12 protein-coding genes are annotated in these 13,388 nt (G+C 60.3%); 3 read left to right on the top strand and 9 right to left on the bottom strand.

All coding sequences use genetic code 11. The annotated features are described in order from the left end of the window. Positions 1 to 156: 156 nt before the first annotated feature. Positions 157 to 1,122 carry a CvpA family protein gene (locus ACR2TX_RS07920; protein ID WP_086134929.1) on the bottom strand — a complete coding sequence of 322 codons (966 nt, stop codon included), beginning with the start codon at positions 1,120 to 1,122 and terminating at the stop codon, positions 157 to 159. A gap of 265 nt (positions 1,123 to 1,387) precedes the next feature. Between ACR2TX_RS07920 and ACR2TX_RS07915 the strand changes: the two genes are divergently transcribed. Together ACR2TX_RS07915 and ACR2TX_RS07910 are read left to right on the top strand one after the other, a co-directional pair. Beyond that, on the top strand, positions 1,388 to 1,858 hold the full coding sequence (locus ACR2TX_RS07915; protein WP_133718704.1) for a hypothetical protein: 471 nt from the start codon (positions 1,388 to 1,390) through the stop codon (positions 1,856 to 1,858). 172 nt (positions 1,859 to 2,030) lie between these two features. Continuing rightward, positions 2,031 to 2,372: a zinc ribbon domain-containing protein YjdM gene (locus ACR2TX_RS07910; RefSeq protein ID WP_077731502.1), complete on the top strand. Its 342-nt coding sequence runs from the start codon at positions 2,031 to 2,033 to the stop codon at positions 2,370 to 2,372. Between the two features lie 353 nt (positions 2,373 to 2,725). Here the strand turns inward: ACR2TX_RS07910 and ACR2TX_RS07905 are convergent, their stop codons facing one another. The 7 genes from ACR2TX_RS07905 to ACR2TX_RS07875 all read right to left on the bottom strand — a co-directional run bounded on the left by ACR2TX_RS07905 (position 2,726) and on the right by ACR2TX_RS07875 (position 8,922). Then, on the bottom strand, positions 2,726 to 3,160 hold the full coding sequence (locus tag ACR2TX_RS07905) for an NUDIX hydrolase (RefSeq protein WP_156881079.1): 435 nt from the start codon (positions 3,158 to 3,160) through the stop codon (positions 2,726 to 2,728). Positions 3,161 to 3,259: 99 nt separating this feature from the next. Next, on the bottom strand, positions 3,260 to 4,363 hold the full coding sequence (gene dinB / locus ACR2TX_RS07900) for a DNA polymerase IV (RefSeq protein WP_434131729.1): 1,104 nt from the start codon (positions 4,361 to 4,363) through the stop codon (positions 3,260 to 3,262). 636 nt (positions 4,364 to 4,999) lie between these two features. Next, positions 5,000 to 5,383 carry a DUF427 domain-containing protein gene (locus ACR2TX_RS07895; RefSeq protein WP_086134932.1) on the bottom strand — a complete coding sequence of 128 codons (384 nt, stop codon included), beginning with the start codon at positions 5,381 to 5,383 and terminating at the stop codon, positions 5,000 to 5,002. 61 nt (positions 5,384 to 5,444) lie between these two features. Beyond that, positions 5,445 to 5,828 carry a VOC family protein gene (locus tag ACR2TX_RS07890; RefSeq protein ID WP_077731506.1) on the bottom strand — a complete coding sequence of 128 codons (384 nt, stop codon included), beginning with the start codon at positions 5,826 to 5,828 and terminating at the stop codon, positions 5,445 to 5,447. A 60-nt stretch (positions 5,829 to 5,888) separates the two neighbouring features. Then, positions 5,889 to 7,520 carry an ATP-binding protein gene (locus ACR2TX_RS07885; RefSeq protein WP_434131727.1) on the bottom strand — a complete coding sequence of 544 codons (1,632 nt, stop codon included), beginning with the start codon at positions 7,518 to 7,520 and terminating at the stop codon, positions 5,889 to 5,891. Between the two features lie 336 nt (positions 7,521 to 7,856). Beyond that, positions 7,857 to 8,582, bottom strand: a complete 726-nt coding sequence (locus ACR2TX_RS07880) for an RES family NAD+ phosphorylase (RefSeq protein WP_434131725.1) — start codon at positions 8,580 to 8,582, stop codon at positions 7,857 to 7,859. After that, positions 8,542 to 8,922: an antitoxin Xre/MbcA/ParS toxin-binding domain-containing protein gene (locus ACR2TX_RS07875; protein ID WP_086134934.1), complete on the bottom strand. Its 381-nt coding sequence runs from the start codon at positions 8,920 to 8,922 to the stop codon at positions 8,542 to 8,544. Before ACR2TX_RS07875 ends, ACR2TX_RS07880 begins: the two co-directional genes overlap by 41 nt. Positions 8,923 to 9,261: 339 nt before the next feature. Between ACR2TX_RS07875 and ACR2TX_RS07870 the strand changes: the two genes are divergently transcribed. Continuing rightward, positions 9,262 to 11,766, top strand: coding sequence for an AMP-binding protein (locus tag ACR2TX_RS07870; protein ID WP_434131724.1), 2,505 nt, complete (start codon positions 9,262 to 9,264; stop codon positions 11,764 to 11,766). 227 nt (positions 11,767 to 11,993) lie between these two features. On the opposite strand, the gene der is transcribed toward ACR2TX_RS07870, so the two are convergent. Further along, complete coding sequence (der, locus tag ACR2TX_RS07865) at positions 11,994 to 13,385, bottom strand: ribosome biogenesis GTPase Der (RefSeq protein WP_077731509.1); 1,392 nt, start codon at positions 13,383 to 13,385, stop codon at positions 11,994 to 11,996. Between the last annotated feature and the right edge of the window lie 3 nt (positions 13,386 to 13,388).

Raw genomic sequence — 13,388 nt, 5'->3', positions numbered from 1 at the left:
GTCTCGATATTCGACATTATCCGGTACGGCGATGTCCAAGTCCGATTAAAACAAAGGTCCACCTTGAGTGGCGAGCGACGGCGTCCGCACGCCTGCCCGAATCTTTTAACAGTACACTACACGGATTGGTCTGCACCTGCTTGAATTGCCGGCCGCTCAATTCCGGAATTTTTGCGTCACGATCAAGCCGTGAATGCCGCCGTCCATGATGCCGATACCGACACGCCCGAATTGCGGCCGTAAGATATTCGCGCGGTGGCCGGGCGAGTTCATCAAGCCGGCGTGCGCGATGTGAACGCTGGGGGCGAGAGCCAGGTTTTCGCCGGCGATCAGAAAACCGACATTCGATTCGCGCATTCGGTCGAACGGGCTTTTGCCTTCCGGAGTGTAATGAGAAAAATAACCGCGGGCGAACATGTCGGACGAATGTCTTCGCGCCACTTCGGTCAAGGCGGGATCGATCTTCAGCGGCGAAAGTCCTTCCGTGGCGCGCTCGCGGTTGACGAGTCCAAGCATTTGCTCCTCGAGCGCCGGTCTCGGCTGCGGGGCTCCGACCCTGAACGGCAACGAAATATGCTCGTCGGATTCCGGGTAAACCGGAAGCCGGCGGTTCAGCCCGTGGGTAAGCGCATCTTCGAAAATCGGCATCAGAGCCGTGGTCAGCCGTTCCACCAGAACCGCGAAGCGGTTCGCCGTCCCGCTTTCGCGGGCATCCTCGCGTAGATCGCCCGGCAGCGGGACCACGAACAACAAGGCGGCGGCGATGGCTGCCGTTATCAGCCCGTTGGCCAATCCCGGAAGCGTGCCGAACAGGTGATTGAAGAGCCGTCGGTGAATGCCATGCGGCAAGCGTTTGAGCAGCGCATTCCCGAGCAGCCCGATGGCCAAGCTGGTGAGCAGAACGATGAGAAGAAACGCGGCAGGCTGCTGCCACGTGTTCGACAAACCGGTTTTCGAACCCAGTAAATCCGCCACCGGTCGATAAAAGAACCAGGCCGCAAGCAAGCTGCCCAGCCAGCGCAGAAGATTGAGAAAACCCAGGATGAAACCGCGCCGCCATCCACCCCAGACGGCGAACAGAATCAGCAGAAGAAGGAAGACGTCGATGACGTTGAAGGCCATGTCGATAATCCCGTTACCGGCCGATGCTCTTTATTAGATGGCCGTGGTTGCGCATTTGCTTGTCGATGCGGTTCCTATCCCTGAATCGATCGAGCAGCCCCCGCCGCGGTTTGTCCGGCCGTTCTTCTCCGGGAAGGAACCCCGGTTCGCCCGGAAGGTCATTTTTCATAAGGGGCGAACTGCCGTTTCGCAGGGAAGTAGAGCGGAACGGCGAGCAATTCGGGAAAGGATCGCACGGAAGCCGGACAGCCGGCGGGAGATAGCAATGCGTACGAACAGCAACGGCAGTTTCGATGCACTGATTTCCGGGACGATCGTCGGTATTGCCACAACGCTCGCGGCGGCAGCGTGCGGCAAGGCCGAGCGTTCCGGCGCCGTGGCGCCTTTGAACGCCGTGAGTCACGTCACTTGGGGCGACCGGGCCGCCCGGCAGAACGATGTCAGTCTCAAATACACGGGCACCGGATTCGTGCTCAATCACGCCGCGGCCGTTCTGTGGGCGAGTCTCTACGAACGCTGGTTCGGACGAGCCGCCGAGTCGGGCGATGTCGCCAGAGCATTGACGGGCGGAGCGATAGTCGCTGGCCTTGCCTATCTGACGGATTATCATCTGGTCCCCGAGCGCCTGACGCCCGGATACGAGAAGCGCTTGTCGGGCAAGTCGCTGGCGACGGTTTTCGGCGCGTTGGCTTTGAGCCTGCCGCTGCGCGGATTGGTTCAGCATTTGAGACGCTAACCCTCGCTTCGAGAGAGCTTTTCGCCGCCTTGCCGGACGGAGCCGTTCACGGCGATGACCGTCATTCCGCTTCGACGTAGCCGGTCTGGATTCTCTGTTGCACATGCATTCCGTTCTTGGGCGGTTACCGATCCCTTATAATGCACGCCCCAACTTATTTTTGAGCGGAATCATGTCCACTATCCCAGCTTGCCCCCAGTGCACTTTAGAAAACACCTACCCGGACGGCGACAATTATGTGTGCGCCGACTGCGGCTACGAATGGCCGATCGAGGAAACCGCGGCCTCCGACGACGACGCGGATGCGGTCGTTAGAGACGCCAACGGCAATGTTCTGTCCGACGGCGACACGGTCGTGCTGATCAAGGATCTGAAAGTCAAAGGCTCGTCCATCACGCTCAAAATGGGCACCAAGGTGAAAAGCATCCGTTTGGTCGGCGGCGACCACGAAGTGGACTGCAAGCTGGACAACGGCAATTTCATGCTGAAGGCCTGCTTTTTGAAGAAGGTCTGATAAGCCGCTTTTGACCGATAGCGCTCTGATTCCAGATCCCTTTCAATCAGGCGTTCATTTTCGTAGGGTGGGTTAGGCGCACATCAGCACCAACCGACCGCCGATCACTGCGCTTCGCGTGCGCCGTAACCCGCCGAGCGACCTTCCATCGGCGGGTTACGCGGAGCCTGTCCTGAGCCTGTCGAAGGGCCTGTCCCGAGCGGAGACTAGGGCTAACCCGCCATCGATGGGTTTCGCTTCGCTCTACCCATCCTACGATGAATGTTCACTCGAATGCCGAATGGAATTGCGCCGGGATTTCGCAAAGCTTCCATCCCGGCCTCCGTCCGAGCTCTATTGATTCCGGCTCTCGCTTACCGCAGCGGCGTTACTCGTCCAGTCGCCCGGAATTCCCGGTAGTCCTCTAGCACCTGGGCATGGTCGAAGACCAGAGGCTGCGGCAGTTCATCCGGCATGACCACGCTGCAATGCTTGGCATCGTCTGCGGCTATCGGCTCGCCGCTGGCCTCCGCGACGTACACGACGGTCACGGTATGGCCTCGAGGATCTCGCTTGGGGTCCGAATAAATCCCCAGCAGGGCAATCAGGCGAACCTCCAGCCCGGTTTCCTCCTGGGCTTCGCGCCTGGCAGCCTGTTCCACGGTTTCGCCGATATCGACGAAGCCGCCCGGAATAGCCCAGCCTTGAGGCGGAAAGGCACGTTCGATCAAGACAATGGGCCGGCCGGGCCGGTCGGTCAATTCGATGATAGCGTCGGCGGCAAGGGCGGGAGTCATCGGTCGCGGCATGGCGTTTTCCTGTCGTTCAAGCCTGATCCGATAGACACTTTATCAAATCCAAGTTCTGAGAAAAGTCGGGCGTGGCTTGGATGGTCCCCTTGGACAAGGTCAGTCCGGCGCGAACAGGTCCGACGTCACCGGACGCTGCGCGTTTTCCAGGACTGAAAAGCTGACGCCCAACAGGCGGACCTTGCGCCGGCCGGCTTCGGTGCGATTTAGGAGTTCCGCAAGGTGGGGCCGGACATCGCGGATGTCGCGAAAGGGCCGATCCAGGGTTCGGGCGCGGGTGACCAATTCGAAGTCGTCGTATTTGACTTTGACGGTGAGGCCACGAGCTTGTAGGCCGTGCCGGGCCAGTTTCTTCAGAACGCCTTCGGCGAGTTTGGCGAGGTGCTGGCACATTTCGGCCCGGTCCGAGAGGTCGGCGGGAAAGGTGGTTTCCGCGCCCCAGGATTTCCGCGGGCGGTTGGGGACGACCGGCCGCTCGTCGATGCCGCGGGCGATCCGGTAGTAGTGCTCGCCGGCCTTGCCGAACTGCCGTGTCAACGTGGCCAGCGCCAGGCGTTCGAGATCCCGGCCGCAACGAATGCCCAGCGCGAGCATTTTCGCTTCGGTGGCTTTGCCTATGCCGTGGAAGGCGCCGATGGGGAGCTCCGCGATAACGACCCTCCCCTGTTCCGGCGGAATCAGGCAAAGCCCGTCGGGCTTGTGGCGGTCGGAGGCGATCTTGGCGAGGAACTTGTTGTAGGAAACTCCCGCGGAGGCGGTGAGCTGGGTCGCTTCCCGGATGCGCCGCTTGATTTCCCCGGCTATTCGCGTGGCGGAACCTTGGAGAATCGGACTTGCCGTGACATCCAGATAGGCTTCGTCCAGGGAGATGGCTTCGACCAGGTTCGTGAAGTCGAGGAAGATGGCACGAATTTCCGCCGAGACCGCCCGGTACACGTCGAACCTCGGCCGAATGAACACTGCCTCGGGACACAGCCGGTAAGCCTTGGCCGCAGGCATGGCCGAGCGGATACCGAACACCCTCGCCTCGTAGCTGCACGTCGCCACCACTCCTCGCGAGTTCGGGGCGCCGCCGACCACCACGGGTTTGCCGCGCAATTCGGGAAAGTCCCGCTGCTCCACCGCCGCGTAGAAGGCATCCATGTCGATGTGGATGATCTTTCGTGGGCGTTGGGGCGGCGGAACTTGATCAGAGCCGTTCAAATAGGGTCACCGGGTCTCATTAGGGCTGCTGTCGGACTGCAATCTCGAACCGGCTGTCGCGGGCTAGAGCATTTTCATATCTACTGTACGGGCACTCGCGAGTAGGTCGGGAATCCTTTCCCGACGCCACGTCCCGGCCGAGCGTCTTCGTCGGCAAAGGGTTGCCGACCTACGAATGCTTGAATCCATTCACCCGAGCCGAAGGCGCCAACGACGTCCGCCAAGCTGGTTTTGCCGTACGAGCGCGATGAAAACGCTCTAAAGCCCGCTCCCACGGCAAGATCAATTGCAATCAATACCTGGAAATAGAAACAGCTCCAAGGATACCCGGACCTCGATCTCATCCAAAATGATGTATCCCGCCGGGCGGCCGTTGCGCTAAAAGCGGTCGTCGGCCGGTGTCAAGTCTTGTCGGCGAGACAGCTTTGTCGGAAGGGGCGTCCTGGCGCTCCAATCGCAAACGGTCTGGCCGGGAGCGCCGGCCAGACCCTTCCCAGGACGGCCGTTTGCGATTGGAAGGGGGACTTTGGTGCTCCCAAAGTTCCCGTTTGCGATTGGAAGGGTCGCGACTAAAGCGACCGTTTGCGATTGGGAAGGAATTGCCGACCTACTTACCCCCGAATTTCGACATGCTGCCTAGGCTCCAACTTCGACACGAATGTCCGAAAACTTGTCGTCGTAAAAGGCGATCCGGTCTTTCAGTTCACGATGCTCTTCGTAGGGGTCCTCGTAGGTCCAGACCGAATCCTCGAGTTTCGTTTCGCCGAGCTTCAGATCGAAGTAATGAGCGGTCCCCTTGAACGGGCACTCTGTCGTGGTATCCGAGCGTTCGAGCCGATCCAGCCTGACGTCGGAACGCGGGAAATAATAACGCGCAGGATGTCGGTCTTCGTCGACTTCGATCACGTCGCGCGAGTCGGCAATCACTTCGTTGTCGATTTTGACTTGCACTCTTTGACCGAGATGCTTTTCTTGCACTTTATGCTCTGGCCATTTTTGGTGTCCTGGCGATTTTTTCATGCTGACCTCCTGGCTTCTTGGCCATGATCGATGTCAAAGGCAGTCTCTACGGCCCGCATGCCTATCGGCCGCTGCCGTAGGGACGGGTGATGATCTCCAGAAGATGACCGTCCGGGTCTTCGAAATACACTCCGCGGCCGCCGTCGTTGCGATTGATCTGGCCCGGCCGGTGCTGGCCGGGATCGGCCCAGTACTCGAGACCCTGCTCGAGTATGCGGCCGAAGATCCGATCGAAGTCGTCTTCGCCGATCAGAAAAGCGTAGTGCTGCCAGGCGATCTCGCCGTCGGTCTCGTAGAAATCGAGCGAAACGCCGTTGCTGAACTCAACGACGAGGAAAGGTCCGAACGGTTTCTGCCCTGGCAGGCCGAGAATTTCGGTGAAGAACGTCGCCGACTTCCGCTTGTCCCGGCACGGGACGATGGTGTGATTGAGCTGTACGCTCATCTGCGATGCTCCCTGACGCCAAGTCTGTTAGCTTTGTGACCGAACGCAAGGTCAAGCAGTTCAACCCGGCTTCGCCGAATCACCGATCTCGCTGATCGGCAGTCGGACAACGAATTCGCTACCCTTTCCCCGGCCCTCGCTAAATGCTTGTATGGTGCCGCCGTGCATCGCCACCAGACTTTCGACCAGCGATAGGCCGATCCCCAAGCCCCCTTCGGTGCGGTCGAGAGTCCGGTCCACCTGATAAAAGAGATCGAACAGATGACACAACGCCGCCGGATCGATGCCGCGCCCGTTATCGCGGACCCGGATGGCGACCTCGTCGCCTTCGCGTTCGACGCTCAGCCGGATTTGCCCTCCCTCATCGGTGTACTTGGCGGCATTGTTGAGCAGATTCGAGACCACCTGCGCCAGCCGCACGAAGTCGCCTTCGACGTGGATAGTTTCCGAAGGCAGTTGCACGCGGAGTTCGTGCCGGCGCGCGTCGATCAGGGGACGGCTGGTTTCTACCGCGCGCTGCACGATATCGGCCACTACCAGCAATTCCCTGCGCAGTTCGATCTTGCCGCGGGTGATGCGGGATACGTCCAAGAGATCGTCCACCAGCCGGGCCAAATGCTCGACCTGCCGATCGATAACATCCCGCGTCCACTGAAGCTTGGGATCCTCCGTTCCCAATTTGCGCATGATTTGAACGGCGTTGCGGATCGGCGCCAGAGGGTTGCGGAGCTCGTGGGCCAGCATGGCGAGGAACTCGTCCTTCCGGCGGTCGGCCTCGCGTAACGCTTCCTCCGCGCGTTTGATCTCGGTAATGTCCTGGAGGATGCCGCGCAGAATGATGCCGCGGCCTTGGGAGCGCGGGTAAGCCGCGCCCCGGAAGTGTAAAGTTACGAAAATTCCGTCGGCACGAGTGCCCTGCAGTTCCAGGTCAAAAGCCGAATCGGCGGATGCGGTGTGCAGCACGTCGAGCACAGCTGCATGATCCTGAGGGTCGATGAACTGCAGCAATCCCTCAAGATTGCACGGAAAGTCGCTTAAGGGATCCACGGCAAAAATGCGGCGGATGTTTCCGTCGCACAAGAGCTTCTGATCCACCGGGTCCCACTGCCAGACGCAAATGGCAGCTAGCGCTTGGAGATCCCGAAGTTGCTCCTCGGACAGTTGCAACGCGACTCGCTGGCGGAATCGACGAATCAGGAACCAGGCATGATCCGCGATCGCCTGGAGGGATGCGAGATCCTCGTTATCGTAGTCGACTGTTTTGTTGCCGACACCGACCAGCAGCACCACGCGATCATCGTATACGACCGGCACCCCCAAATGGCGCACCAGATGGACATGACCTTCCGGATAGCCCTGCTTGCGACTGAGCCCCTGGTAATCGTTGTGAACGTAGGGCCTGCGATGGCGGGCGCAGTCGGCCCAAATACCGGCGGTGCTTATCGGGTAATGGCGTTGATATACCGCTTGGCACTGGCGAAGGGTTGCGGCCGACCAGGTTCCCAGTTCGATAGTCACCTGGTCTTCATTGACCAGATGGAAGTAGCCGACTTCACTGTCCGTCACTGCGACCGCCGCCTCGATAGCCGCGGAGTACAATCTGGGTTCGTCTGCGTCGAGAGCGTGGCGATATAAGTCCAGTAACGCGGATTTTGCCTTGTCGGGGATTGGGGCTAAGGGCGTCTTAATCATTGATACGAAATCATGTCACAGTGAAACAAGGCAGGCTTGTGGCCTTTCTCACCATTCTGGCCCGATGGCAAGAACGAGAGGGATTAGGGGCGCATGACGCTCAACTTCACAGACGTAAACAAAACTTCGATTTAGGCCCGCGTGTAAACCTTATCACGCGATCGCGAAGAGATCCCAAGGGTCGGTCGTATCGCGCTCTCGCCGCCCGGAAGGTTTATCGTGTTCCTTTAATCTGGAATCGAAACCGAACGCATCGGTATTTATTGATAACTGAATGGCAAGAACCCGCAAGTTCGACCATTTTTTTCGGACAATGTTTTCTTTTTTTCCTGCCCGTCAGAACTCGAAAGCCCAGCTTTCCCGGTCCAACTGGCGCTGCAGCACGATCCGGCGCGGCGGCTGGATCAATAAGGTCCAGGTTTGCTGATTGTTGCGGTACGGCTCCTTTACCGATTTGAAGGGTTGGGGATTCAGCACGGCCAGGCAGAAGCCACCGGGCGCGCGCACCGATTCGTAACGAATCAGGCCGATCCCGGCTTCCCGTGCCTGTTCCGCCAGCAGCTGCGTGCCGGCGTAATCGGAAGGATGCGTCCAGGTCTCCCGATGGGACACCAGGGGCGGCTTCGAAAGGTCGATAGCCTTATCGGCGGCGGCATGAAATTCGAACAGGGTCAGCTCGACGCTCGCCGGACGGCCTGACAGGCCTTCGCTGTCCAGCCAGAACCGCAACCGCCAGTAGCCGCATTCGGCTGTGGCCGTTCGGCGATCCTCGGCGCCGTAAAAAACGCCGGGGTCGGTGCGCCGGCGAAATCGCGAACCGCCCGGCAGCGGCCAATAGCGGAACGGCGTCGCCAGCAGCCAGTGCAAGCCTTGGGCGTCAGCGGGCAGGCGCGGCTTGGCCTCGTCGAGGATGTCTTCCAGCAATGTCTGATCGTCCAGATTGCCCGAAGCGAGGTGCATGGTGGCAACCCGATGCTGCGCCTCGACTGCCCGCCAGCCGCTGCCCCGCCAGGGGCGTGGTTTAAACACGAGCACGGTGAGAATCCAAGTACTCACAGGCATGAATCAGGCCGTCGACCCGCTTGATGACCTCCAACGGCCGCTGCCCGTCGAAAGCGCGGTTGGCCGATTTCAGCCAGCTTCGGGCCAGTTCGTCGTCGCCGCCGACCAGCGATGACAGGGAACGATACAGGCGCACGAAATGGGCGGCCAGCTCCCAGGGTTTGCCGCCTTCCGGAAGAGCGTATCGGCCGTTCAACAGCCGGGACGCGGTCGGTTGGCTGGCGCCGATAATGCTTTTCAGATCGCTGGGCCCCAATCCCAGGCGGCGAGCGGCCTCGATCACTGCTCCGGTGAGGACGCGCGAGCGGTCTGTGGCGGGGGCTGAAGCTGGGTGTGTCATGGGGTCTTTCCTCGCTTGCTTGCCAACGTGTTTATTCTACTGAATAACCCTATCATAAAACACACCGTGTGAATATCCGTTAACAGCCGGATGCACGCCAGATCTACCGAGACGATTATTTCGTCGATCCATCACTCCTGATCCACTTTCTCGATGCGAAAAATATTCGGTTGGCGGACAATCCTAAGCTCGGCTCTCCGTTCCGAAGGTCGAACATGAAAGCAAGCGTGCGTAATCGGCCGGAAGGTGTGGTCAAACCTATACGAAAGGGCTTGATGAGTTTCGAAGTCGCGATCCAGCCGACGAGGACGTGAAAAAGACCGACCGCCCCAAACCGACATGAAGAAAAACACCCTCCTAGCTCAAGAAGGCCGGCATCCCGATGACTCGCTAGCCGCGTTCTTCGAACGGCAAACCCGGCGTCACGGATCTCGGGAAGCTGTTCGCTATAGGCCAAGATACCGCACCATTCGCTGGAGTTACGACATGCTCGGCGAGCGCGTGTTCGGATTGGCACAAACGCTGGCCGCACACGGCATCGGAACGGGCGATCGGGTCGCTCTCTGCGCGGAAAATTCGCCACACTGGGTTGCGGCCTTCTTCGCCATCCTGGCCCGCGGCGGCGTGGTGGTGCCTCTGAATCCGAAAAGCACTCCGGATCAGATCGACCGGATCAGCAAATCCGCCGAGCCTAAGCTGGCCCTGCTATCCCCCTCGCTCGCCTGGCCCGACGAGGCCGTGCCGTGCTTGCCGACGGCCGACTCGTCCTACTCGGCGAACGAAGCCGCGGCCATGCGGGACAAAGCCGTCTTCGAGAACTCCGGCGGGCTCGCCGAAATCATCTACACCTCGGGGACGACCGGCGATCCGAAAGGCGTCATGCTCTCTCACGGAAATCTCCTGGCCGATCTCGACGCCGTGATGAAAGCGGTGCCCTTGACGCCCGACGATCATATCCTCACCTTGCTCCCCTTGTTTCACGTGTTCGGTCAAATGACGAGCCTCCTGTGCTCGCTGTACAGCGGATGCTCGGTCACCTATATCGCCGCCCCGACGACCCGCGCCATTCGGGAAGCATTGACCTACACGCCGGCGACTCATCTGGTCGTGGTGCCCGAAGTGCTCAAGACCATGATGGATCGCCTGGAAAGCCGGCTGGGCCGAATCCCCGGTTTCCTCCGGCGCGCGCTGCGCGACCGCATCCGTTCCCGCATCTCCCGGACACTCCGGACCATCGTTTGCGGCGGCGCTCCGCTCGATCCGACGATCGAGGACAAATGGTGGAACCTGGGCTTCGAGGTCTTGCAGGGCTACGGACTCACCGAGACGAGCCCGGTCGTCAGTACCAACACCTCCGCCGCCCATCGCGCGGGATCGGTCGGAAAGCCTCTGGACGGGGTCGAGGTCAGGTTGGCTCCGGACAACGAAATCCTGGTCCGAGGCCCGATCGTGATGCAGGGGTACTATCGGGATGCCCAACGCACCGAGGCCGTTCTGGACCACGGCTGGTTCAAGACCGACGATGCCGGACGCTTCGACGAGGACGGATTCCTGTACGTCTTCGGACGCAAGAAATACATGATCCTGGGGCCGAGCGGCGAAAACGTCTTTCCCGAGGATCTGGAAGCCGAACTGAGCCGGGTTCCCGGCGTCATCGACAGCGCCGTAGTGGGCTTGCCGAGGAACGGCCGGACCGTCGTTCATGCCGCGCTGCTCTGTGAGCCGAACCGAGCCGCCGGCGCCGTGGCCGAAGCCAACCGGCATTTGGCGCCGCACCAGCAAATCACGAGCTGGTCTGTTTGGCCCGAGCCCGATTTCCCGCGTTCGGTCACGCGCAAGGTTAAAAAAGAGGAAGTCATCAAAAGACTCGGCAGCGAACCGGCCGGCCGGCCGTCTCAAGGCGGGCGGATCACGCCGCTCAAGCGGCTCTTGGTCGAGGTGACGCAAACGGAGATCGGAGAAATCGACGATTCGACGCGGATCGTAGCCGACCTGAACCTGGATTCTCTGCTGCGAATCGAGCTGGTCTCGCGGATCGAGGACGAATTCGGGGTTTATATCGAGGAAATGCAGATCACGCCGGAACTCACGGTCGCCGATTTGGACGCGCTTGTGCAAGGCCAAAAGGGACGAATGCCCCAGTTGGGGCGTTATCCACGCTGGTCGAACTCGGCTTGGGCCGGCCGATTGCGGCCCGCGGTAAATCAGGTTGTCTTCCGCTGGTGGCTTTCGATCTTCTGCCGCTTGCGCATAAGCGGCGAGGAAAACCTGACGAATCTTCAGGGACCGGTGCTGTTCATGGCGAATCACCGCAGTTTTCTCGATCCGGTCATCGCGACCTGGACGATTCCAGAAGTTATTCGCTCGCGCCTCGGCATCGCGGCCGGCACCGAGGTTCTCTACGGCAAATACCCTTGGTTCGCGCCGCTGGCGGAACTCGCGTTCAATGCCTTCCCGTTTCCCACCGGAACCCACGAAAACATCCGGCCGGGGCTCGATTATATCGGCCGCATGCTCGACGACGGCTGGAACGTTCTGATTTTCCCCGAGGGAGGGCTGAATCGGTCCGAACGGCCGCTGCTCGATTTGAAGGGCGGCACCGGCGTGGTCGCCGTCGAAATGGGCGTCCCCGTCGTACCGCTCGTCATTCAAGGCACCGAGAAAATCCTCCCTCCCGACACCCTCGTGCCGAAGAGGCGGGATCAAGTGAGCGTCCGCTTCGGAAAGCCCTTGAATTTGGCAGGACAGGAATACGCCGACGCGACTGCGAGTATCGAATCGCATCTGCGACATTTACTTGAAGATCGGGAAAACCGCGAATCAGCTCGTCGTAGGCCGGAATAAGCGCAACGTTTCCGGCACCGGCTCCCGGCGATGAGTCCTTGTCCCCGACATCGTTTGACCCAAACCAAGATGTCGGGAAAGGATTCCCGACCTACCAGACGGCCCAGGCTCGTAGGTCGGCAATCCCTTGCCGACAAACCCGCTGGATCGCGGAAAGGCTCGCGAATAAAGCAGCCGTTTGCGAGCGGGCGCTACCGCAGACCAAAAATGCTCTATCCGAAGCACTGTCAGGTCTTTTTCTTGTGCCTGATCAGGCGCCGACGCTTTCGAACCTGGCGGGCGGAAAGAATGTTGCGTTTGCCCTTGAACGGATTCTCGCTGCTCCGGAACTCGAGCTTGATCGGCGTTCCCTGTATGTCCAAGGTATCCCGGAAGACGTTGATCAGGTAGCGTTTGTACGCCCCCGGCACTTCTTCCGTTTGATTGCCGTGGATCACGATGACCGGCGGATTCTGACCGCCCTGATGGGCGTATTTGAGCTTGATGCGCCGGCCGCGGACCAAGGGCGGCTGGTGCGCGACCAGGGCGTCCTGAAGGATTTTGGTTAGCCGCGAAGCGGACAAATCCCGCGTCGAAGCCTCGTAAATGGCTTCCACCGTATCCAGCAGATTGCCCACGCCCGTGCCGTGCAGTGCTGAGATGTAATGCTTTTCCGCGAAATCAAGGAACGGCAGTTTCAAATCGATCTGGCGCCGCACGTTGTCTTTCTGGTCCGGACTGAGCCCATCCCACTTGTTCAGGCCGATGATGAGCCCGCGGCCGATTTCCAGAACCATGCCCAGGAGATTGGCGTCCTGATCGGTCACGCCTTCGCGCGCATCGATCAGGAAAATCACGACATGGGCCGTTTCGATCGCTTGCAGGGCCTTGATGACGCTGAACTTTTCGATGGTTTCCGAGACCCGCCCGCGGCGGCGGATGCCGGCGGTATCGATCAGGGTATAGGCTTTGCCGTGACGCTCGAAGGGAATGTAGACGCTGTCCCGCGTCGTTCCGGGCTGATCGTAGACGACTACCCGCTCCTCTCCCAGAATGCGATTCACCAAGGTCGATTTGCCGACATTGGGACGCCCCACCACGGCGATGCGAATGCCGGGCGATTCTTCAGTCATTTCCGGCTCTTCCGGAGCCGGCAACTTGGCTTCCAGCTCGTCCAGCAGCGTATCGATTCCGATCGCATGGGACGCCGAGATGGGGTGGGGCTCACCGAGGCCGAGAGCGTAGAACTCGCCCGCCACGACCGCCAAATCCGCCCGGTCGATCTTGTTCACCACCAGAAGAACGGGCTTTCCGGTCTTGCGCAAGCGTTCGGCAATGGCTTCGTCGCCGGCATTGAGGCCGTGACGGGCGTCGACCAGCAGCAGGATCAGGTCCGCTTCCTCCAGCGCATAACTAACCTGGCGCATAGCCTGTTCGTCGATGCCGAGTTCGGTCTCGACGATACCGCCGGTGTCGACCACGAAATAGTCCTTTTGACCGCGCCTTACCCGGCCGTATTGCCGGTCTCGGGTCAAGCCAGGGAAATCCGCCACGAGCGCGTCGCGGGTCCGGGTCAGATAATTGAATAGGGTGGACTTGCCTACATTAGGGCGGCCCACCAGGGCGACCACGGGCAACATAAA

It is taken from the genome of Methylocaldum sp. GT1BB (genome assembly GCF_051027545.1).
Lineage (GTDB): Bacteria > Pseudomonadota > Gammaproteobacteria > Methylococcales > Methylococcaceae > Methylocaldum.
Note: the sequence above shows the minus strand (reverse complement) of the source record. Positions and strands in the feature narration are given on the sequence as shown.

Coding starts and splice junctions, on each gene's coding strand:
- ACR2TX_RS07920 (WP_086134929.1), bottom strand. CDS start 1,122: ATGGCCTTCAACGTCATCGACGTCTTCCTTCTTCTGCTGATTCTGTTC.
- ACR2TX_RS07915 (WP_133718704.1), top strand. CDS start 1,388: ATGCGTACGAACAGCAACGGCAGTTTCGATGCACTGATTTCCGGGACG.
- ACR2TX_RS07910 (WP_077731502.1), top strand. CDS start 2,031: ATGTCCACTATCCCAGCTTGCCCCCAGTGCACTTTAGAAAACACCTAC.
- ACR2TX_RS07905 (WP_156881079.1), bottom strand. CDS start 3,160: ATGCCGCGACCGATGACTCCCGCCCTTGCCGCCGACGCTATCATCGAA.
- ACR2TX_RS07895 (WP_086134932.1), bottom strand. CDS start 5,383: ATGAAAAAATCGCCAGGACACCAAAAATGGCCAGAGCATAAAGTGCAA.
- ACR2TX_RS07890 (WP_077731506.1), bottom strand. CDS start 5,828: ATGAGCGTACAGCTCAATCACACCATCGTCCCGTGCCGGGACAAGCGG.
- ACR2TX_RS07885 (WP_434131727.1), bottom strand. CDS start 7,520: ATGATTAAGACGCCCTTAGCCCCAATCCCCGACAAGGCAAAATCCGCG.
- ACR2TX_RS07880 (WP_434131725.1), bottom strand. CDS start 8,582: ATGCCTGTGAGTACTTGGATTCTCACCGTGCTCGTGTTTAAACCACGC.
- ACR2TX_RS07875 (WP_086134934.1), bottom strand. CDS start 8,922: ATGACACACCCAGCTTCAGCCCCCGCCACAGACCGCTCGCGCGTCCTC.
- ACR2TX_RS07870 (WP_434131724.1), top strand. CDS start 9,262: ATGAAGAAAAACACCCTCCTAGCTCAAGAAGGCCGGCATCCCGATGAC.
- der (WP_077731509.1), bottom strand. CDS start 13,385: ATGTTGCCCGTGGTCGCCCTGGTGGGCCGCCCTAATGTAGGCAAGTCC.